The organism is Lentzea xerophila (assembly GCF_051094245.1).
Taxonomy (GTDB): domain Bacteria; phylum Actinomycetota; class Actinomycetes; order Mycobacteriales; family Pseudonocardiaceae; genus Lentzea; species Lentzea xerophila.
On record NZ_CP194934.1, the window covers coordinates 2708664 to 2729644 of the forward strand.

The window sequence follows — 20981 nt, forward strand, 5'->3', positions numbered from 1 at the left end:
AATTCCCACTGGTCGTGTGCGCTCACTCAGGTCAGGCCTCGTCCGAACGGCTGATGCCCACGCCGTCGAATCGGCCGTTCGGCGCGGAGGCCGGGCCTGGAGTAGGAGTTCCGCGTGGCCGGGCGTTCCTAGGTTGGCCGCATGACCATCCTGCTGGCAGATCCGGTCGTGCGCGCCATCCGCGTGCTCGACAACGGGGATCCCTTGGTACCGCTGGATTACGCACCCGATGTGCTGGTGCGTGAGGGGATTGCGCGGCGCCTCGACGTGGCACGCGCGCTGTTGCCGTCCGGTGTGGACCTGCGGGTGATCGAGGGGTTCCGCAGTGCCGCCGACCAGAGCGCGATCATCGAGCGGTACACCGCCGAGCTGCGGGAGCTCCACCCGACGGCCGACGCCGTCGAGCTGAGCCGGTTGTCCAGCCGCTTCGTCGCGCCGCTCGCCGTCGCACCGCACGTCGCGGGCGCGGCCGTCGACCTGACGCTGGTCACCACGGCGGGTGCCGAACTGTGGATGGGCACGGCGGTCGACGCTACCCCTGAGGAGAGCGACGGGGCGTGCTTCTTCGATGCGCCAGTGGACGACGAAGCCCGGCACAACCGAACAGTGCTGGCCGACGCACTGAGCGGCGCCGGCCTGGTCAACTACCCGACCGAGTGGTGGCACTGGTCCTACGGCGACCGCTACTGGGCGCTGCTGACCGGCGCCGGCCACGCCGTCTACGGACCGGTGGAGGTGCCTGCGTGGGCGCGCTCGTGACGAGCCTGCGCGAAGTGTCTGTGGCGCCCTCGCTCTTGGTCGACCTCGCGGCCGTGGCAGACAACACGAGACGGTTCGTCTCGTTGGCTCGTGGCGACGTCATGGCGGTGGTGAAGGCCGACGGGTTCGGGCACGGGCTCGGCGAGGTCGCCCGCACCGCGGTGGCCGCGGGCGCCACCCGGGTCGGGGTCACCTCCCTCGCCGAGGCGGTGGCGGTGCGTGAGTCCGGTGTGGACGTTCCGGTGCTGAGCTGGCTCAACCCGGTCGACGTGGACGTGCGGACGGCCGTCCGGTACGGCATCGACCTCAGCGTGCCGAGCCTGGACCACCTCGCGGCGGTCGAGCGGGCCGGACCGGTGCGCGTCCACCTGCACCTGGACACCGGGATGGCGCGCGACGGTGCCGCCCCGGACTCGTGGCTGTCGCTGATGTCGGCGGCCCGTCGATTGGAACTGGCCGGGAAGGTCTCGGTCGTCGGAGTGATGGGACATCTGCCGTGTGCCGACACGCCTGGAGCGAATGAAGCCGGGAAGCAAGCGCTGCTGCGGGGCGTCGAGATGGCGCGCCAGGCGGGACTGAGGCCCTCGATGCGGCACCTGGCGGCCACGAGCGCCACGTTGACCGACCCGGGATCGCACCTGGACGTCGTCCGGATCGGTGCCGGGCTGGTCGGGATCGACCCGTCCGGGACCACCCGGCTGCGCTCCGCTCTGCGGTTCACGGCGCCGGTGGTCCAGGTGCGGCGGGTCGCCGCGGGCACCGGGGTCGGGTACGGGCACGCGTACGTCACCGAGCGCGCGACGACGTTGGCGTTGCTGCCGGTGGGCTACGCGGACGGCTTGCCGCGCACCGCGTCCGCGCGGGCGGAGGTCTGGCTGGCGGGCCGGTGCCGGCCGGTCGCCGGGATGATCTCGATGGACCAGGTCGTGGTGGACGTCGGGGACGACGTGGTGATGCCGGGGGACGAGGCGGTGGTGTTCGGGCCGGGGGACGACGGCGAACCCACCGTGGAGCAGTGGGCCCGGTGGGCGGGAACGATCCCGCACGAGATCGTGACGGGGATCGGCGCGCGGGTGCGGAGGAGTGTGCGATGAGGGGGATCCGCGTCGCCGTGATCGGCGGCGGGCAGAACTGCGAGCACGACGTCTCCGTGGCGTCGGTCGCTTCGGTACGGGATGCGCTCGACGCGGCGAAGTACGAGGCGGTGTCGCTCACGATCGGCCGCGACGGCCGGTGGCACGGGCCGGACGGGCAGGTGCTCGACACGCCGGCGTCCGGCAGCCTCGCCGCCGCGCTCGACGTGCTGGCGATGTGCGACGTGGTGCTGCCGCTGGTCCACGGGCCGCTGGGAGAGGACGGCACGCTGGCGGGGCTGTGCGAACTGGCGGGCGTGCCGTACGTGGGATCACCGCTGAGGGCCGGCGCGCTCGCGATGGACAAGTGGGCCACCAAGCTCGTCGCCGAGGCCGTCGGAGTCCGTACGGCGAAGGGCGGGCTGGTCACCGACGCGTCCACGGTGGACTTCACCGGCCCCGTCGTGGTGAAGCCGGTGGCGGCGGGATCGAGCTTCGGGGTGCGGCTCGTCGAGCGGGAAGAGGACCTCGAACCCGCCGTGCGCCACGCGTTGGGGCTCGACGACCGGGTGCTCGTCGAGGAGGTGCTCGACGGCAGGGAGATCGACATCGCGGTGCTCGACGACCCGGACTCCGGGCGCAGAACCGGGCCGCCACTGGAGATCCGCGTCCCCGGCCTGTTCGACACGACCGTGAAGTACGACGGCAGTGCCGAGTTCGTGATCCCCGCGCCGTTGACCGACACCGAGCTCAAATCACTGGAAGACGCGGCCTTGACGGTCTACGAGGCGCTCGGGTGCCGTGGACTGGCGCGGGTCGACTTCTTCCTGACCCAGGACGGGTTCGTGCTCAACGAGGTCAACACCATGCCGGGCATGACGGCGGAGTCGCAGGTGCCCAAGATGTTCGCGGCCGCCGGACTGTCCTATCCGGACCTGCTGGACAAGCTCGTGCGGGGAGCGATGCGGTGAGGCGCGTCGCCGGGCTGGACGTGTTGCGCGGCATCGCCATTCTGCTGGTGATGCTGAGCCACGCGTTGCCCGACGTGTTTCCCCGCTGACGCTATGGCTGCGGGCGGAACTGGGCGCCGCCGCCGGTCCGGTCGCCGCGGTGCTCACTGGCCGGCACGCCTCTCAACCGCAGAACTCGGCGATCGGGCCGGTCAGGACCCTGGTGAGCCGGTCGAGGGAGGCCAGGTCGACGTACTCGGTGGCCGCGTGGGCGCCCGCGCCGTCGACGCCGAACAGCAGGCAGGGGATGCCGGTGCGGTCCAGCAGGGCGCAGTCGGTCCAGAACGGCTCGGCCCTGATGACCGGTGGTTCGCCGAGGTTGGCGATGAGCGTGCGGACGATCTCGGCCTGCGGGTCGGCCTCGAACGGCTCCCTGGCGAGGCCTCGGGTGAGCCTGGCGCGGAAGCCGGGGACGGTGGCGGTGAGGTGGTCGAGAATGGCGCGCAGCTCGTCTTCGGTTCGTTGCGGCGACTCACCGGGGACCGTCCGGCGCTCGAGGATGATCCGGCAGCTCGCCGGGTAGGTGGAGGCCTCCTCGCCGCCGCTGATCAGCGACGCGTGGACGGTTCCGGTGCCGAGGAGGTGGTGTCGTGGGCCAGCCGCGAGATCTCGGCCGAGCTGGTCCAGTGCCACGAGGAAGTGGCCGGCCTTGGCGATCGCGTCGACGCCGAGCTCCGGTCGTGAGCCGTGGGCCGCCCTGCCTTCGACCTCGACGTCGAACCACACGAAACCCTTGTGAGCCAGCGTCACCTCCAGGTGGCTCGGCTCGGTGACGATGGCGGCGTCGGCGGTGAAGGATTCGAGCACCTCCTCGGTGCCGAAACTGCCGTGTTCCTCGTCGGCGACACACGCGACGATCACGTCACCGCGCAACGGACGTTCGGTGGCCCTGACGGCGGCGACCATCATCGCCGCGACGCCGCCCTTCATGTCGAACGTGCCGCGGCCGAACATCTTGCCGTCCCGGACCTCCGGTTGGAGCGGGTCGCCGTCGTAGCCAGAGTGGCCGACCGTGTCGATGTGGCCGTTGAGCATCAACGACCTTCCGCCGCCGGTGCCCTTCCTGACCGCGACGAGCGAAGGCCGGCCGGGGCGTTTCTCGAGCCGGTGGACCTCGAAGCCGTGAGAGACGAACCAGTCGGTGCAGAAGCCGGCGATCTCCCGTTCGCCGTTGCCGCCGGGGACGAGGCAGGGGTTGACCGAGTCGATGGAGACGAGGTCGGCCAGCAGCTCACGTGGGTTCACGAGCGTCCTTCCGTGCTGATGAGCACGACGGTGGCGAGTTCGCCGAACTCGTTCCGGACGGCGCGCAGTCCGGCCAGCGGTGCGGCGCCGCACGGTCCTGAATGGACACCGAGCTCGTTGAGGTCCTTCATCGCTTCGGCGCATTCGGCTTCCGAGATGGCCACGGCGGCGTCCAGGCCGTTGCGCAGGAACGGCCACGCGGTGGCGGACGGTGTGCCGCAGTTGAGTCCGGCCATGATCGTCTCGCCGGTGGGAACGGTCTTCACCTCGCCTGCCTTCAGACTCTCCAGGACGCACGCGGCGCTGTCGGGTTCGACCGAGAGCAGCTCCGTGAGGGAGTCACGGCTGCGGTAGTGGGTGATCACGGCCTGCGCGAACGAGCCGACGCCGACCGGGACGACGACCAGGTCGGGTTCCCCGGCGAGCTGGTCGTCGATCTCGCGGCACAGCGTGCTGTAGCCCTCCACGATCCAGGCGGGGATCTCCTCGTAGCCGGGCAGGCCCATGTCCTGCACGAGGATCCCGTCGGCCTCGGCGGCCCTCGCGACCGCGTCGTCGTACGTGCCGTCGACCATGGTGACCTCGGCGTTCTCGGCGCGGATCGCCTCGATCGCCGGTGCGGGAACGGTGCGCGGCACGAAGACATGCGCCTGCTGGCCGTTCAGCCATGCGAACCGGGCGACCGCGCGGCCGTGGTTGCCGTCGGTCGCGGTGGTGAGCGTGACCTGTCCTGTTCGGCCCTCCAGCACGCGGTGGACGGCCCAGGACGCGCCCAGAGCCTTGAAAGCGGGCAGGCCGAGACGAGAGGATTCGTCCTTGACGAACAGGCGGCCGATCCCGAGCTCCGCGGCGAGGGCCGGGAGCTCCGTGAGCGGAGTGGGCGCGTAGCCGGGAAGCTGGGCGTGGAACTCTCGCACCTCAGCGGGTGCGGGCGGGCACTTCCAGGCGCCGGCGTCCGGCCGCGAGAACTTCATGCCGGACAGCGTGCTGGTGGTGCGGATCATCGGTCCAGCGCACGTTTTCGACGTGTATCGGTGGGAGAATCCGACGAGTCGGCGGGGAGGAGGTGCCGGGTGACCGACGAGGAGCTGATCGTCGAGTTCGCGCTGACCCGCCTCGACAACCCCGGCCTCGACCTGGAGGAGGTCGCCGCGCTCGTGGTGCGGCGGGTGGGGCCGGAGCGCATGGTCGAGTTCGCCGGGCAGACCCTGGTGCACCGTGACGAGCTGCGGGGAGCGGTGTTCCCGGCCGCGGTCGAGCACGTCCTGCGGGTGGTCCTGACGTTGCGCGGGCCGCGCGATTGAGGTGCCGCCGGGATGAGTTGGTGGTCGCTTCGGTGGAGCACCCGGCTTGAGCAGCACTCGATCGCGGCTGCACGGAATTGTCAGGGGTGCCCGGTAACGTCCCCGTCATGAGTGCAGCTGGGGACCGGATTCAGGAGCTCGCGGCGCGGATCGTCGAGCTGCGTGACGCGTACTACCAGGGCGAGCCGTTGGTGGCGGACGCCGAGTACGACGCGATCGAGGACGAGTTCCGTGCTCTGGTCGCCGAGCATCCTGAGCTCGCCCCGGCGGACAACCCGCTGGACCACGTGGGCGCGCCGTCAGTCCTGCATGCCCCGGTGCGGCACTCGCGGCCCATGCTGTCGCTGGAGAAGGCGAACAAGCCCGAGCAGGTCGAGGCGTTCTTCTCCCGGTTCCCCGGCCAGCCCGTGGTCGTCATGCCGAAACTCGACGGCCTGTCGCTGGCGCTGGTGTACGAGAACGGGCGCCTAGCGCGCGCCGTCACCCGTGGTGACGGCACGACGGGCGACGACGTCACGTTCCTCACGCGCGCGTTGTGCGACGGCGTGCCGGACAAGGTCGACGCGCCGGGCCGCGTCGAGGTGCGCGGCGAGTGCGTGATGCTGCGCTCGACGTTCGACACCTACAACAAGGCCCACCCGGACAAGCCGTTGATCAACCCGCGCAACGCCGCCGCGGGCACGTTGCGTGCCAAGGACCCGAAGGCGGTCGAGGGCCGGCGCATGCAGTTCTTCGCCTTCGACCTGACGACCGAGCCGGAGAGCGCCGACTCCGACCTCGACGCCGGCCTGCGCAAACTAGGCTTCAGCGTCGCCGAGATGCGCCACTGCGACTCAGCCGCCGAGGCGCAGGAGCTGATCGGCGGGATCGAGCAGGCCCGCAACACGCTCGACTACGACCTCGACGGGGCCGTTCTGCGCCTGGCGAACCGCGACGCGTTCGCCGCCGCCGGCACCCGCTCGTCATCGCCACGTGGCGCCATCGCGTACAAGTTCGCCGCCGAGGAGAAGACGACGGTGCTGATGGACGTCGTCTGGGACGTGGGCAAGACCGGCAAGATCGCTCCGGTCGCGTGGCTGGAGCCCGTGTTCGTCGGCGGCACCACCGTCACCCGCGCGACCCTGGCCAACCAGGAGGTCATCCGCTCGAAGGGCATCAAGATCGGCGACACGGTCCTCGTCCGCCGAGCGGGCGACGTGATCCCGTTCGTCGCGGGCGTCCTCGACGAGTCGAAGCGCACCGGCGACGAACGCGAGATCGTCCCGCCCTCCGAGTGCCCGTCGTGCGCCCAGCCGCTGACCGAACAGGGCAACAGCCGCGAGCTGTTCTGCACGAACTCCGCCTGCCCCGCCCAGACGGTGCGCCGCCTGATCCACTGGTCCTCCCGCGCCGCCGCCGACATCGACGCCATCGGCCAGGTGTGGATCGAACGCCTCGCCGAGACCGGCGACCTGGTGAACCCGTCCGACTTCTACACGCTCACCAAGGAACGCCTGCTGGAGTTCGACCGCGTGGGCGAGGTGTCCGCGACCCGCATGATCGAGTCCATCGACCGCAGCCGCGCCGTGGGCCTGCGCAGAGCCCTGATCGGCCTCTCGATCCCGATGGCCTCCGAAGGCACCGCCGCCCGCCTGTGCCGAGCGGGCTTCGGTTCCCTGGAAGAGGTCGCCGACGCGGGCGTCGAGAAGCTCGTCGCCGTCGAGGACATCGGCCAGAAGGTAGCCGAGTCCCTGAACCACCACCTGGCCCGCCTGCGCCCGGAGATCGAGCGCCTGCGCGCCCGCGGCGTCTCACTGGAGGTCCGCGAGGAGGACCTGCCCCCGGTCGTCGTCGCCGGCGCCCCGCTGGCGGGCAAGTCGGTCGTGATCACGGGCTCGATCAGCGACCCGCGCTCCGGCGAAAAGGTCACCCGCCCAACGTTCCAGAAGATGTGCGAACGAGCCGGCGCCACCGCCGCCTCCTCGGTCTCGGCCACCACCGACCTCCTCATCACGGGCGAGGGCGTGGGCGCGAGCAAGCTGACGAAGGCGGAGAAGCTCGGCGTCGAGGTGGTCGACCAGGGCGAGATCTGGGCGAAGCTGATCGCGGCGGGCGTCGCCTGACCGCCCGCGCGCCCCGCTTTGCGGTACGGCCCGGTTTGTGGCGCGCCCCGCTTTGCGGCGCGGCCCGGTTGGCGCGGCTGGGTTTGCGGCACGCGCGGCTCTGTGGCGCGGCCCGCTTTGCGCGGGGACGTTCTTGGGGCGCGTCCCGCTCTGTGGCGGGGGCGCTCTGTGGGCGGGGTGCCGTGCGAGGCGGCAGATCCCAGTGGCGCGGGCCGCCTTGCGGTGTCGTGAGCCCTGTGGCGCGTCAGGCCCCTGCGGCGCGGTACGCCTCGCGGATCGGTTAGCCCTGCGGCGCGCGGTAAGCCTCTCCGCGCTAACGACCCCGTAGCGCAGGTAGGGCGTCGTGGCGCGGAAAGCGTTGTGGCGCTGTGAGTCCCGTACCGCGGTAAGCCACCCCAAATGCAAGCAACCAGCGCAATGCGGGAAGCCCCCACGCTGCCTGGGGGAGGACGGCAGCCTGGGGGCGAGTTTGTGGTCGGTGCGGCGGTCGCCTCTCGGCGGTGGGCACGACGCGGTTCCTGCCGGACGGTATTCCGCGAAGGCGGTTCTGTTGGGGCCCGGGGACTCGTTCCGCACCGACCGTCGTGTTCAACGGCGCGGGGTTCTGTTGTGTTTCCTGGTGATCTGTGTGCTCGCTCACCGGTGCCGCCGGTGAAACCGTTGTGTTTGCAGGGGTTTAGGAAGCCCTCAAGCCGTCTGGGGGTGTACGGCTTGGGGGCGAGTTTGTGGTCGGTGCGGCGGTCGCCTCTCGGCGGTGGGCACGACGCGGTTCCTGCCGGACGGTATTCCGCGAAGGCGGTTCTGTTGGGGCCCGGGGACTCGTTCCGCACCGACCGTCCCGTACAACGGCGCGGGATTCTGTTGTGTTCCTTGATGATCTGTGCGCTCGCTCACCGGCCAGAGCACCGAACCCCAAGCTGTGCAAGAAGAGTCGGGTGGCCGGCGCGGCAGGAGAGGCCCGCGCCGGCCGGACACCCTCAAGCCGCCTGTCGGGGAGAATGACGGCTTGAGGGCGAGCTGGTGAGGTCGGTACGGCGGTCGCCTCTCGGCGAGTGGCTCGACGCGGTACCAGCCGAACGGTCTTCCGCGAAGGCGTTGAGGTGAGGCCCGGGGGACACGGACCGCACCGACCACTCTGTACAACGGGCCGCGGGCCTGGGGTGTTTCCGCGGGAGCTGTGGGGTCGCTCACCGCGTACCGGAGTCTCGCGAAACCGTGGCTCTGCAGGGTGAGTCACTCCTCCAGCGGGGAGGAGGCCCTGGATGGAGAACCTGACGGGCGAGGCGACACTTGTCTCTGCTCGGGGCCTCGGCCCCTTCGGTCGCCGACCACTGGATGTCCGCAGACGCGCGACCGTACACAGCGACGTGATAGCGGTGCACCGGCCACCAGATACCGCGACTGCACGCTGCAACTGGGCGACCCGGCACAACTTCGCTGGTCTACCCGCGTTCGGAGGTTTGCGGGACCACCAGTCCGGACTCGTAGGCGATGACGACGAGCTGGGCGCGGTCGCGGGCGTGCAGCTTTGTCATCGCGCGGTTGACGTGGGTTTTCGCGGTCAGCGGGCTGATCACCATGCTCGTGGCGATCTCGTCGTTCGACAGGCCCCTCGCGACCATGATGACGGCCTCGCGTTCGCGGTTGGTGAGTTGGGCGAGGCTCCTGTTCTGCCGCAGCGGCTGGCTGACGTACCGGTCGATCAGCCGGCGGGTGATCGACGGGGCCAGCAGTGCGTCGCCGCGGGCCGCGACCCGGACGGCGTGCAGGAAGTCCTCCGGCTGGACGTCCTTCACGAGGAACCCGGCCGCGCCCGCCTTCAGCGCGTGGAAGACGTACTCGTCGAGGCCGTAGTTGGTGAGGATCACGACGTGGGTGCCGGCGAGGTCCGGGTCGGCGGCGATGAGCCTGGTCCCCTCGATGCCGTCCATCTCCGGCATCTGGACGTCGACCAGGGCGATGTCCGGCAGGTGGCGGCGGGCCTGGTCCACGCCCTCCCGGCCGTTCGCTGCCTCGGCGACGACCTCGATGTCGTCCTCGGCGTCGAGCAGGGCGCGGAAACCGCTGCGGATCAACGGCTGGTCGTCGACCAGCAGGACGCGGATCATGCCTGTGCCACCGGAAGCTCGGCCTGCACGCTGAACCCGCCTCCACTTCGTGGCGCCGCCTGGAGCTGCCCGCCGAGCGCGGTGACCCGTTCGCGCATGCCCAGCAGCCCGATGCCGGGTTCCGCGGAGCGCGGCGGGGCCTTGCCGTCGTCGTCGACGCGGATGACGACCGCGTCCGGACGGTAGTCGATGCGGACCTGCGCGGACGCGGCGGCGGCGTGACGGGCGACGTTCGTGAGCGACTCCTGCACGATCCGGTACGCCGTCCGGCCGACCGCCGCGGGGACGTCCCGGTTTCCGCCTTCGATCGTGAGCCGCGCGTCCAGACCGTTGGACCTGGCGCGTTCGACGAGCTCGGGGACGTCGTCGATGCCGTGCGGCGGGTTCTTGTCGTCGTCCCTGAGCGCTTCCAGCGTGGCGCGCAGCTCCCTGGCGGCCTCGCGCCCGGCGTCGCGGATCGCCAGCAGGGGCTCCGGCACGTCCTCGCCGCGTTTGCGGGCGAGGTGGACGGCGACCTCGGCCTGCAGCTTGATCACGGAGATCTGGTGGGTGAGCGAGTCGTGCAGTTCGCGGGCGATGTGGAGGCGCTCCTCGCCTGCACGCCTGCGTGCCATCTCCTCACGGGTGCGTTCGGCCTCGTCGGCCCTGCGCTCCGCCTGCCTGAGCGCCTCACCGGCGGCCGCGGCGGCGATCAGCCACGCGATCTCCAGGACGTCCCGGGTCTGCGCGAACGCCTCGTACGTCGTGAGGTCACGCGGTGAGAGGAGCGCCGCGAGAGGGAGCGTGGCGATCAGCAGCACGGAACCAACAAGGGTGACGACGCGGTGGCCCGCGCGCATCGTCGAGTAGACGGCGAACAGGAACGCGACCACGGGCACGTCGGCGCCGGTCGCCTGGTAGCCGAGGGCGAGGAGCCCGGTCGCGGCGAGCACGGCGACCGGTGCGGTCCGGCGGGCCGCGAGGGCCAGTCCGCTCGCGGCCAGCAACGCGTAGCCGGGGCCGGTGGCGGGGTGTCCGGCCATCACCAGGCTCGCGGCGACCCCGGCGGCGATCACCCAGTCCAGCCAGCGGCTGCTCATGCGAGCACTTTAGGCCCCCGTTCGGGCTGGTAGATCGTGCGCTGGGAGGACTTTCCGCCTACTGCGAGCGCAGTAGGCGCTGTCTGCGTCCGCACGACGACTTCGCGCGGGCCGGTGCCAATGCTGGGACCATGACACTTTCGCAAGCTGCTTACGAGATGACCGCGGGACGCACGTGGTCGCTGATCGGCGCCGCCCTCGGCGTTTTCGGCGTCGTGATGGGTGTGCTGGCCCTGAGACGGCGCCGGAACGGCCTCGTCGCCGTGGTCGCCGGTGGGGCAGGCGTGGTGCTCGGCGCCGTGGTCGTGCTGATGGCGAAGGGCGGCCCCGGCACCGGTTACGGCATCGTCGGCGGCTACCTGTCGCTGGCGGTGGGCCTGGCCGCGGTGGCGCTCGGTGTTCTGGCTAGGCGAAAAGGCGCTGGGGCTGCTGCACCGCACGCCTCGTGACCAGCCCCGCCGCACCCCGCACGACAGCGAACTCGCCGAGCGGTGAGGCGAGCAGCCGCGTGTGCCGCTCGCCGCCCGCGAGCACCCTGCCGTCCATTTCGGACTGAATGGCGTTGCTCAAGTGCTCGTGCAGCAGGGCATAGCTGCCGCCGAGCACGACCGTGGGCACGTCGAAGAGGTTCATCAACGTCGCGAGCCCGACCCCGAGCGCCTCCCCGGCCTTGCGCACGGCCTCGCGCGCTCGGGGGTCGTCTGCCCGCAGTGCATTCTGGAGCGAGTCGAGACGGCGCCGCCCCGCGTCACGCAGGATGACGTCGAGACCCGCGTACCGCTCCACGCACCCGCGGCTGCCACACGTGCACAGGACGCCGTTGCGCTCGATCACAACATGCCCGAGCTCGCCGGCGAACCCGCTGACCCCGCGATACACCTCGCCGTTGAGGACCACGCCCGCACCGATGCCGACGTCCGCCGTCACGTGCACGAAGTCCTCACCCGCGAGGTGCTTCGGCCACAGGTGGGCGAGCGCGGCGAGGTTCGCCTCGTTGTCCAGCTCCACGTCGAGGCAGAGTCGGCGGGACAGACCGGCGGCCAGCGGGGCGCCGACGAGTTCGGGCAGGTTGGGGGCCCGGACGACGACGCCGTCGTGCACGACACCGGGCACCGCGAGACCCGCGCCGAGCAACTTCCTGGGTGAGCCCGCGGTGATGTCGCGGATCAGCGCGGTGACCCGGTCGAGAACCTCGTCCTCGGTCGCCTCGCGCATGTCGGCGGGCACGAGGTGCCGGTCCAGCGTCTCGCCGTCGAGCCCGAGAACCTCGACGGCCAGGTGGCTGACGTTGACCTCGGCCCCGACCGCGACCGGCCCGTCCGGGTGGAAGCGCAGCGGCTTGGACGGCCGCCCCATGCCGGCGAGCGTGGCGGGCTCCTCGACGAGGATCCCGTTGGCGAGCAACGGCTCCGTGAGGTTCGTCAGCGTGGCTTTGGTCAGGCCGGTGCGGGCCGCGAGGTCGGCCCGCGAGCCGGGGCGGTCGACGAGGGCGAGCAGGACCGTCCGCAGGTTGCCGAGGCGAACCTGCCGCAGGTGGTCGACGGTGGTCATCGGCTCAAGTATCGCGGCGGGGTGAGGCATGGCCCCACGCGGAGTCCGGCGGGCGGGCGGCGGGTGGCCGGGTGCTTGGCGGCCACCGCGCTGCCTTGTTGCCGCACGGCGCTGGATTGGTGCACGGCGCCGCATTGCCGCACCGCGCTGTCCTGCCGCACGACGCCGCCGCGCCGCACGCCGCCTCGCCCCACGGCGCCGCCCTGCCGCACGACGTCCCGCCGCACGGCGCCCCACCCGGTCATCGGGTCAGGTACCGCTCAGCAGCCTCGCCGTACCGCGCCCGCACCTCCGGCACCGCGTCCGCCTCGTACCGCGTGCTCTCGGCCAGCGTCCACTCCGGAGGCGTCGCCCCACCGGTGAGCGTCCACGCCGCCTGCCGCGCGGCACCGTCGGCGACGTACTCGCCCGGCGCGGGCACCGTCACCGGCACGCCGAACACCACCGGCGCGATCTCCCGCACCGCCGGAGAAACCGCCGCTCCTCCGACGAGGCGCACGCCCGTGACGTCCGCGCCTTGTTCGGCGAGTGCGTCGAGTCCTACCGCGAGACCGCACAACATGCCTTCGACGGCCGCACGGGCGATGTTCGCGGGCGTGGCGTTGGTGAGCGTCAGGCCGTGCAACGCGCCGGTCGCGTCCGGCAGGTTCGGCGTGCGTTCGCCTTCCAGGTACGGAACCATCACCACGCCCTCCGCGCCCGGCTTCGCGGACAGCGCGAGGTCGCTCAGCCGCGTGAGGTCGACGCCCAGCATCCGGGCGGTCGCGTCCAGCACTCGGGCGGCGTTCAGGGTGCAGGCGAGTGGCAGGTAGCGGCCTGTGGCGTCGGCGAAACCCGCCACGATTCCGGACGCGTCCGCCGCCCGCACGTCGCTGGTCGCGGTCACGACGCCGGACGTCCCGAGCGACACCACGACGTCCCTGCCGCCACCCACGCCGAGCATGGCCGCCGCGTTGTCGCCGGCCCCGGCGCCGAGACGGATCGGTTCGTCTCGCGAACCGCCGAGATGCGCCGGGCCGTTGACGTACTCGGCGGGGCCCAGGACGCGTGGCAGCACCACGTCGGCCCGGCCCAGCCCGCGTTCGAGGACGTCGAGCGCGTAGGAGTTCGTCACCGAGTCGAAGTAGCCGGTGCCGGACGCGTCCGAGCGGTCCGTGACCAGGTCGGCGAGGTCGCCGGTGCCGCGCAGCCGCCACGTCAGCCAGTCGTGGGGCAGGCAGACGGCGGCGGTGCGCCGGGCGTTGGCCGGTTCGTTCTGGGCTAGCCAGCGGAGTTTGGTGATGGTGAACGACGCGACCGGCACGAGGCCGATCCGGGCCGCCCACTCCGCCGCGCCCAGTTCGTCCGTCAGGGCCGAGGCGGCTGCCGCGGAACGGGTGTCGTTCCACAGCAGCGCCTCACGCACGACCTCGCCGTCCTCGTCGAGGCAGACCATGCCGTGCTGCTGGCCGGCGACGCTCAGCGCCGCGACGTCGGAGAGTCCCCCGGCGTCGGACAGCGCCGCCCGCAGCGCCGTCCACCAGTGCGAGGGGTGCACCTCGGTGCCGTCCGGATGGGACGCGCGTCCCTCCCGGACGAGACGGCCCGTCTCGGCGTCGCGGACCACGACCTTGCACGACTGCGTCGAGGAGTCGACGCCGGCGACGAGCGTCATGTCACCGCGCTCCGGTGAGGTGCTCGAGCGCGAGCTGGTTGAGCCGCACGAAACCGAAGCCGCGCTCGGCCGCCACGTCCGGGTCGAAGCTGTCGTCGGCGATCAGGTCGTCGTAGGACTCACCGGCGTCGAGCGTCGGCTGGCCCAGCTCGGCGACGCCCGCGACCTGCAGTGCCTCCTGCACCTCCGGGTCGGCGCGGAATGCGGCGGCGCGGTCGCGGAGCAGCAGGTAGGTGGCCATGTTCGCCTTGGCCGAGTCCCAGACGCCCGTGATGTCCTCGGTGCGCGACGGCTTGTAGTCGAAGTGCTTCGGGCCGTCGTAGCCGGCGGTCTCCAGCAGGTCGACCAGCGCGAACGCGTTCATCAGGTCGCCGTGCCCGAACACCAGGTCCTGGTCGTACTTGATGCTGCGCTGACCGTTGAGGTCGATGTGGAAGAGCTTGTCGTGCCACAGCGCCTGCGCGATGCCGTGCACGAAGTTCAGTCCGGCCATCTGCTCGTGCCCGACCTCGGGGTTGAGCCCGACGAGGTCGGCGCGGTCCAGCGTCGTGATGAACGCCAGCGCGTGCCCGACCGTCGGCAGCAGGATGTCGCCGCGCGGCTCGTTGGGCTTGGGCTCGAGCGCGAACCGCAGGTCGTAGCCGCGGTCGGTGACGAACTGCGTCAGCAGGTTCATCGACTCGCGGTACCGGTCGAGCGCCGCCCGCACGTCCTTGGCCGTGTCGTACTCGGAGCCCTCACGACCGCCCCACAGCACGAAGGTCTTGGCGCCGAGCTCGGCGGCCAGCTCGATGTTGCGCAGCACCTTCTTCAGCGCGAACCGCCGCACGCCGCGGTCGTTGCTGGTGAAGCCGCCGTCCTTGAAGACGGGGTGGCTGAACAGGTTCGTCGTGACCATCGGGATCACCAGGCCGGTGTCCTTCAGCGCGGTCTGCAGCCTGCCGATCTGCTTCTCGCGCTCGGTCGCCGCGAACCCGAACAGGTCGTCGTCGTGGAACGTCAGGCCGTACGCACCCAGCTCGGCGAGCCGGTGCACCGCCTCGACCACGTCGAGATCGGGCCGCGTGGCCTCGCCGAACGGGTCGCGGCCCTGCCAGCCCACGGTCCACAGACCGAAGGAGAACTTGTCCGCCGGAGTGGGCGTGCTCATCATCCACCTCATTCGTTCAATGCTTGAACTTAGTGCGGACAGTACGACGCCACGGCGTTGATCGCAATCGCTCAGCCGCGCCGATTTCGCGCGACCGCCTCGACCGCGGGCGCCAGAGCCTCGGCGATCGCGCGGTAACCGGCGGCGGACGGGTGGAAGCGGTCGGCGGCGAAGAACGAGGGGTTCGCGGCGAACTGCGGCGTGACGGCGCGTTCGACGTGGGCGACGACTCCGCCGGCGCGGATGACGGCCTGCTGCTGCACCTGAGCGTAGTCGCGGCTCACTGCCGACACGACGTCGCGCAGTGCGGGCGGTACGTGCGAGACGATGCTCAGGTCCGGTGCCGTGGCGACGACGACCTCGGCCCCTGCCGCGCGCAGGTCCGCGACGGCGTCGTGCAGTTGCTGGGCGCCGACCTGCACCGGGACGAACCTCGTCAGGTCGTTCGCCCCGATGACCACCACTGCGACATCGGCTCCACTCGCGACCGCCGTGCGCACCTGGGCGCGCAGATCGGCCGAGCGGGCGCCGGCGAACGCCTGCACGCTGAGATCGACGGGATGTCCCGCCTTTCGCAGGCGTTCGGCGAGCAACGGGCCGAGCGTGTCCTCCCGGCGCGTGCTGCCGACTCCGGCGGCGATCGAGTCGCCGAGCAAACACAGGCGCATACCCGTTGAACGAAGGGCGTCGTGGAGGTGTTCCGCGTCAAATGCGTTGTGAGGCACCGCTCATGTGCCTACACTCCACGATCATCATCACCCGAGGCGAGAGGAGACCGGCCGTGCGTACCGCCGCCGTCGCCCTCCCGTCCCGTTTCGACGTGATCCTCGTGTCCTCGCACTCCGGCCGCCTGCTGCGCGCCGGGCGCCGGACTGTCTGACGAACTCCTCCGCGGAGTTCGCCGGGTCATCGCGCTGACCCCGTAAGTCCTTGACACCAAAGGCATAGAGCCATGCGCACCATCACGTTGAACACCGTCCGCAACCTCGGCATCCTCGCCCACGTCGACGCGGGCAAGACCACCCTCACCGAACGCGTCCTGTTCGCCACCGGCAGCACCTACAAGCGCGGCGAGGTCCACGACGGAACGACCGTCACCGACTTCGACCCGCAGGAGCGCGACCGCGGCATCACGATCTTCGCCGCGGCCGTCACGTGCACGTGGGACGGCCACCGGATCAACCTCATCGACACGCCTGGGCACGTCGACTTCTCCGACGAGGTCGAGCGCTCCCTGCGCGTGCTGGACGGGGCTGTCGCGGTGTTCGACGGTGTCGCGGGGGTGGAGCCGCAGAGCGAATCGGTGTGGCGGCAGGCAGATCGGCACGGCGTGCCGCGGATCGCGTTCGTCAACAAGCTCGACCGGGCGGGCGCGGACCTCGACACGGCCGTCGAGTCGATCCGCACGCGCCTGCACACCGTGCCGCTCGTCGTGCAGCTGCCGATCGGTTCCGAAGACGGGTTCAGAGGCGTCGTCGACCTGGTGCGCATGCGTGCACTGATCTGGGACGACGGCATGACCGAAGGACCCGTGCCGGAACCGCTGCTGGCAGAGGCACAACGGCGTCGCCGCCTTTTGGAGGAGGCGGTGGCGGAACTGCACCCCGAGGCGCTGGAGGAGTTCTTCGCACAGGGCCTGTCCGAACGGACGCTCACCAACGCCCTCAGGGAGCTGACGAGCCGGGGTGCCGGAACCGTCGTGCTGTGCGGCTCGGCGTACCGCAACCGTGGCGTCGAACCGTTGCTGGACGCGGTGATCGCGTACCTGCCGTCCCCTGTGGATGTTCCTCCGGTGCGCGGCGTCGACGGCGAGGAACGGCAAGCGGATCCGGACGCGCCGTTCGCGGCGTTGGTGTTCAAGGTGAACGCCACCGCCACCGGACGGCTGGCCTACGTCCGCGTCTACTCCGGCACCCTCCACAGAGGAGAGACAGTGCACGTCGCGGGCAGGACCGAACGCATCGGGCGGATCCTGCGCGTCCAGGCCGATCGGCACACGCCGGTCGACCAGGCCGTCGCGGGTGACATCGTGGCGGTGGTGGGGCTGAAGACGGCTCGCATCGGGGCGACCCTTTGCACGCCAACGGCTCCGTTGCTGCTCGAACCTCCGGTGTCGGCTGATCCCGTCGTGTCGGTCGCGGTGGAAGCGCGGACGAGCGCGGACCACGCGAGGCTGGCCGAAGCGCTGGCACACCTGGTCGACGAGGACCCGTCCCTGCAGGTCAGGACGGACCCGGAGACCGGTCAGACGGTGTTGTCCGGCCTGGGTGAGCTGCAGCTGGAGGTTGCGGTGCAGAAGGCGCGCACCGACCACCGCATCGAGATCACCATGGGACGCCCGCGGGTGTCCTACCGCGAGACCGTCGCCACCGGCGTCTCGGGATTCGCGTACCGGCATGTGAAACAGGACGGAGGTGCGGGGCAGTTCGCCCATGTCGTGCTCGACACCGAGCCGCTGGAGACCGGTTTCGAGTTCCGCTCGGCCGTCACCGGCGGGCGCGTGCCGCAGGAGTTCGTCCGCGCGGTCGAGCAGGGCTGCCGGGACGCGCTGGCCGAGGGACCGCTCGGCCACCCGGTGACCGGGCTGCGGGTGACGCTCACCGACGGGTCCACGCACGTCAAGGACTCCTCGGAGATGGCGTTCCGCACGGCCGGGCGACTCGGGCTGCGCGAGGCACTGAAGGCGGGCGCCATGACGTTGCTCGAACCGATCGCCGAGGTCACGGTCACCGTGCCGGAGGAGTACCTCGGTGGCGTGCTCGGTGACCTGGCGTCGCGTCGCGGCCGGATCCTCGGGTCGGAGGCGAGAACCGGCGTCACGGTCGTGACGGCGAGCGTGCCGCTGGCGGAGATGTTCGGTTACGTGACGAGGTTGCGCAGCCGGACGCAAGGCCGCGGCACGTTCACCAGCCGCCCGACCGGCTACGCGCCGGCATAGAGGGAACACAGGCCCGGCCTGAGACAGGCCGGGCCTGTGCCATGCTCGCTGAAATGTCGACCTTGAGCGTGATGTCGTTCAACCTGCGGTACGCGTCGGCCGCCGAGCCGAACTCGTGGGCGGCGAGACGGCCGGTGATGGCGCAGCTGCTGATGAACGCGTTACCCACCGTGCTCGGCACGCAGGAAGGCCTGTACGGGCAACTGCTCGACATCGCGCACGACCTGCCGGACCACTACGACTGGATCGGTCTCGGCCGGGCGGGCGGCAGCCACGACGAGTTCATGACGATCTTCTTCGACGCGCTGAGGTTGCGGCCGCTGGAGTTCGACCACCACTGGCTGTCCGACACCCCGGACGTCGTCGGCTCCCGGTCGTGGGGCAACAACGTGATCCGCATGGTCACGTGGGCCCGGTTCGCCGATCGCCTGACGGGCAAGCAGTTCGTGGTCGTCAACACGCACTTCGACCACGAGTCGGCGAACTCCCGGGTGTGCAGCGCCGAGTTCGTGCGCGACCGCCTCGCCGCGCAGACCCTGCCGGTCGTGCTCACCGGCGACTTCAACGACGTCCCCGGCTCGCCGGTCCACACCATCCTCACCGCCGGGCTGGCCGACACGTGGCTCGCGGGCCCGCGGACCACCCCGGCGTACGGGACGTTCCACGGCTTCGGCCCGCTCGTCCCGGACGGGCCGCGCATCGACTGGATCCTCACCCGCGGCGTCACGGTCGAGGCGGCCGCGATCAACACCTACCACCGTGACGGCCAGTTCCCGTCCGACCACCTCGCCGTCCAGGCGTTGATCAGGATCTAGGCTCGGGCCTACCTTGGCGCCCACTCGGGCGGCAGCTCGTGCGAACAGGTCGGCGCGCCCGCGGCACGAGCCCGCCGCAGGTCCAGGTACGGGCCGGCGATCTGCTCGCGCGGCACCGGCGCCAGCGCGGTGATCGCGTCGCCCGCGGCCAGCACCTGACGCCGCATGCGTTCGTGGTCGACGGCGTCGGCGCCGAACGACGGTGCCCACAGCGTCCACGGCCCGGAGATCATCGCCATCGTCGGGACCAGGTGCGAGTGGAAATGCGTGCCGATACCGCCGAACGAGCACTGCGGCGGCACCCGGCCCGGCACCGGCGGGTCGCTTCCCGGCAGGACGAAGGTGCGGTCGACGGAGCGCCCGGCCAGCGCGAGGAAGGCCGTCCAGGACAGCACGGGACTGCCGGCGAACCAACCCGACAGCTCCGCCGCGCCCGTAGGTCGCAGAGTTCCCCCGCTGGGCAGGAACTCCCGCGTGCCGAGGTGTTCCAGCACGAACGCGAAGGCGACCGAACCCGAGTCGTAGTCGCTGTCGAGCGCGCGGGCGCGGAACTCGCTGCCCTCGGCCGGGCGGTGCAGGTGGCCGGTCGCGAAGACGAACTCGATCGTGCGCGGCCGGCACCGCGGTGGCAGGCCGGCGAAGTGCTCGGCCAGAGCCAGCAGCGCGACGGTTCCGTTCTCCTGCACCCATCCCACGCCGTCGGTGTTGGTGTCGAGCACGATCCGTTCACCGCTCAGACCGGGCAGGGTGGCGATCACCGAGCGCGTGACGGCCGGCTCCCGCTCCGCCAGGACGCCGACCGTCGTGGACGTGCCGGGGTGCAGCCGCAAAGTCGCGTCGGCGCCGACGAACACGCCGGGCACGCGGTAGTGGGTGCCGACGTGCGGGTCCCAATAGCCCTTCATCTGATCGTGCGGATACGGGAGGGCGACGACGACCCCGGCGGCGCCGGCCGTGCCCGCGTCGATCATGTCCTGGTGCAGCACGGGTTCGGCGAGGTAGCCGCGGTCGACGGCGGGGAACGCGCGCAGCACGACCTTGCCGCGGGCGTTCGCGGCGGTGATCGGCGTCCCGGCCGGCAGGTGGACCAGTTCGCCGGAGCGCAGGCCCGGTGCGGAGTAGGGGATCGCGGCGGCGACCGGCACGGCGCCGCCGGAGACCAGGAGACCGGGACCGGGCTGCCAGCGCTCGATCGCGAACGGTTCGGAGCGCACCGTCACGCCCGGCAGGCGGTCCATCCGGCGTTCCAGCCAGGAGACCAGGCTGTGGTGCGCCGGACTGCCGGTGGCGCGGACACCGAACCCGGCCACGGTGGCGTTGAGCGCGCGCAGTGAGGAGGCGGAGGCGAACGACCGCTCGTCGACGGTGGGGGAGCAGCCGGTCGACGCGCCGGCCGGAGCGGTCAGCTGGAAGGCGAAAATCGTTACGACACCTATGAATGCGACGCATCTGACGGGCTGCACGGCATCACTGTGGCTTCCGCCGGGTGACCCTGCAATCCGCTGTCCAGGTAACCGGCGCTGAGGTGCTGTCAACGGTGAACGGAAATGGTTTATACCAATCTCCGCTACGGTCCGCGAGATGCGCTTGAACTCAACGCCCGGCCGCGTCGCGGTGATCGCGTGCGCGCTGCTGTTCCTCTTCGGCTCGACCGCCGCGGCGAACGCTTCGCGCGGCGGTGAGTGCAGAACCCCGTCCATCGACCGGTTGCAGCACTGGATCGCCAGTGGCGAGGGCGCCACCGAGCCCGCGACCGGCAGCATCCTCGTGCCCAGGGGACGGCACGGGCACACGGCGAAGATCAAGTTCCTGGCCGACGACTGGGCCGTCATGGTCGTGTGGCTGGGCAACAGGTTCGAGGCCGAGGCGGACCTGTCGCGATCCAGGGGCTTCTGGCTGACCTACCGCGCCACCAGTGATCTCCACGTCCAGCTGCGGCCAGCCTCGTTCTGGAGCGGTGGCGACAAGTGGGTGACCAAGGTGCCGTCCACCGGCGGCAGGCTCGTGCACCGGTTCTTCGGCTTCCAGCCTGACAACTGGACAAGTTTGCCCGAGCTGGGCACACCGTCCTACCCGTTCGCCGAGGCCCTCGACGACGCCCGTGGCCTGGTGTTCGTCGGCAGGACGAAGAACGACCTGGAGTTCCGCGGCCTGAAGATCGACGGCTATCGGCCACCCTGCGTTTACTGAGAA

General features: G+C 71.1%; 19 protein-coding genes. 9 read left to right on the forward strand and 10 right to left on the reverse strand.

Features of this window, described 5'->3' with window-relative positions; all coding sequences use genetic code 11:
* Positions 1-141 precede the first annotated feature (141 nt).
* Genes ACRSBM_RS13130 through ACRSBM_RS13140 form a run of 3 tightly spaced genes read left to right on the forward strand, consistent with a single transcriptional unit; the run spans position 142 to position 2803 of the window.
* Entirely contained in the window at positions 142-759 is a 618-nt protein-coding gene (locus ACRSBM_RS13130) for a M15 family metallopeptidase (protein WP_434443318.1), read from the forward strand.
* A complete protein-coding gene (alr, locus tag ACRSBM_RS13135; protein ID WP_434443320.1) occupies positions 744-1853 on the forward strand; it encodes an alanine racemase in 1110 nt (369 codons plus the stop codon). The genes ACRSBM_RS13130 and alr overlap by 16 nt, the downstream gene beginning before the upstream one ends.
* Positions 1850-2803 (forward strand): D-alanine--D-alanine ligase family protein, encoded by a 954-nt coding sequence (locus ACRSBM_RS13140; RefSeq protein ID WP_434443322.1) that lies wholly within the window; start codon positions 1850-1852, stop codon positions 2801-2803. Before alr ends, ACRSBM_RS13140 begins: the two co-directional genes overlap by 4 nt.
* Before the next feature lie 162 nt (positions 2804-2965).
* On the opposite strand, the gene ACRSBM_RS13145 is transcribed toward ACRSBM_RS13140, so the two are convergent.
* Complete coding sequence (locus ACRSBM_RS13145) at positions 2966-4087, reverse strand: ArgE/DapE family deacylase (protein ID WP_434443324.1); 1122 nt, start codon at positions 4085-4087, stop codon at positions 2966-2968.
* The gene (locus ACRSBM_RS13150; protein WP_434443326.1) at positions 4084-5091 is read right to left on the reverse strand and encodes a pyridoxal-phosphate dependent enzyme; all 1008 of its coding nucleotides are present in this window, start codon (positions 5089-5091) and stop codon (positions 4084-4086) included. The genes ACRSBM_RS13145 and ACRSBM_RS13150 overlap by 4 nt, the downstream gene beginning before the upstream one ends.
* Before the next feature lie 69 nt (positions 5092-5160).
* On the opposite strand from ACRSBM_RS13150, the gene ACRSBM_RS13155 reads away from it, so the two are divergent.
* Positions 5161-5391 (forward strand): hypothetical protein, encoded by a 231-nt coding sequence (locus ACRSBM_RS13155; RefSeq protein WP_434443328.1) that lies wholly within the window; start codon positions 5161-5163, stop codon positions 5389-5391.
* Positions 5392-5498: 107 nt separating this feature from the next.
* Complete coding sequence (gene ligA / locus ACRSBM_RS13160) at positions 5499-7493, forward strand: NAD-dependent DNA ligase LigA (RefSeq protein WP_434443330.1); 1995 nt, start codon at positions 5499-5501, stop codon at positions 7491-7493.
* 1442 nt (positions 7494-8935) lie between these two features.
* Here the strand turns inward: ligA and ACRSBM_RS13165 are convergent.
* Entirely contained in the window at positions 8936-9601 is a 666-nt protein-coding gene (locus tag ACRSBM_RS13165) for a response regulator (RefSeq protein WP_434443332.1), read from the reverse strand.
* Entirely contained in the window at positions 9598-10680 is a 1083-nt protein-coding gene (locus ACRSBM_RS13170; protein ID WP_434443334.1) for a sensor histidine kinase, read from the reverse strand. The genes ACRSBM_RS13165 and ACRSBM_RS13170 overlap by 4 nt, the downstream gene beginning before the upstream one ends.
* Positions 10681-10811: 131 nt before the next feature.
* Between ACRSBM_RS13170 and ACRSBM_RS13175 the strand changes: the two genes are divergently transcribed.
* Positions 10812-11129 carry a DUF6223 family protein gene (locus ACRSBM_RS13175; RefSeq protein ID WP_434443336.1) on the forward strand — a complete coding sequence of 106 codons (318 nt, stop codon included), beginning with the start codon at positions 10812-10814 and terminating at the stop codon, positions 11127-11129.
* Here the strand turns inward: ACRSBM_RS13175 and ACRSBM_RS13180 are convergent.
* The 5 genes from ACRSBM_RS13180 to ACRSBM_RS13200 form a co-directional block, all read right to left on the reverse strand.
* The gene (locus ACRSBM_RS13180) at positions 11086-12231 is read right to left on the reverse strand and encodes an ROK family protein (RefSeq protein WP_434443338.1); all 1146 of its coding nucleotides are present in this window, start codon (positions 12229-12231) and stop codon (positions 11086-11088) included. The genes ACRSBM_RS13175 and ACRSBM_RS13180 overlap by 44 nt on opposite strands.
* Positions 12228-12476, reverse strand: coding sequence for a hypothetical protein (locus ACRSBM_RS13185; protein WP_434443339.1), 249 nt, complete (start codon positions 12474-12476; stop codon positions 12228-12230). The genes ACRSBM_RS13180 and ACRSBM_RS13185 overlap by 4 nt, the downstream gene beginning before the upstream one ends.
* Positions 12473-13885 (reverse strand): xylulokinase, encoded by a 1413-nt coding sequence (gene xylB, locus ACRSBM_RS13190; protein ID WP_434443341.1) that lies wholly within the window; start codon positions 13883-13885, stop codon positions 12473-12475. Before xylB ends, ACRSBM_RS13185 begins: the two co-directional genes overlap by 4 nt.
* A 1-nt stretch (position 13886) precedes the next feature.
* Positions 13887-15038, reverse strand: a complete 1152-nt coding sequence (xylA, locus tag ACRSBM_RS13195) for a xylose isomerase (protein ID WP_434453069.1) — start codon at positions 15036-15038, stop codon at positions 13887-13889.
* A 68-nt stretch (positions 15039-15106) separates the two neighbouring features.
* Positions 15107-15703 carry an SGNH/GDSL hydrolase family protein gene (locus ACRSBM_RS13200; RefSeq protein ID WP_434443343.1) on the reverse strand — a complete coding sequence of 199 codons (597 nt, stop codon included), beginning with the start codon at positions 15701-15703 and terminating at the stop codon, positions 15107-15109.
* Positions 15704-15987: 284 nt separating this feature from the next.
* On the opposite strand from ACRSBM_RS13200, the gene fusA reads away from it, so the two are divergent.
* The gene (gene fusA, locus ACRSBM_RS13205; protein ID WP_434443345.1) at positions 15988-17973 is read left to right on the forward strand and encodes an elongation factor G; all 1986 of its coding nucleotides are present in this window, start codon (positions 15988-15990) and stop codon (positions 17971-17973) included.
* A 53-nt stretch (positions 17974-18026) separates the two neighbouring features.
* A complete protein-coding gene (locus ACRSBM_RS13210; RefSeq protein WP_434443347.1) occupies positions 18027-18788 on the forward strand; it encodes an endonuclease/exonuclease/phosphatase family protein in 762 nt (253 codons plus the stop codon).
* Positions 18789-18796: 8 nt separating this feature from the next.
* On the opposite strand, the gene ACRSBM_RS13215 is transcribed toward ACRSBM_RS13210, so the two are convergent.
* Entirely contained in the window at positions 18797-20251 is a 1455-nt protein-coding gene (locus ACRSBM_RS13215) for a hypothetical protein (RefSeq protein WP_434443349.1), read from the reverse strand.
* 118 nt (positions 20252-20369) lie between these two features.
* Between ACRSBM_RS13215 and ACRSBM_RS13220 the strand changes: the two genes are divergently transcribed.
* Positions 20370-20978, forward strand: a complete 609-nt coding sequence (locus ACRSBM_RS13220) for a hypothetical protein (protein WP_434443351.1) — start codon at positions 20370-20372, stop codon at positions 20976-20978.
* Positions 20979-20981 lie beyond the last annotated feature (3 nt).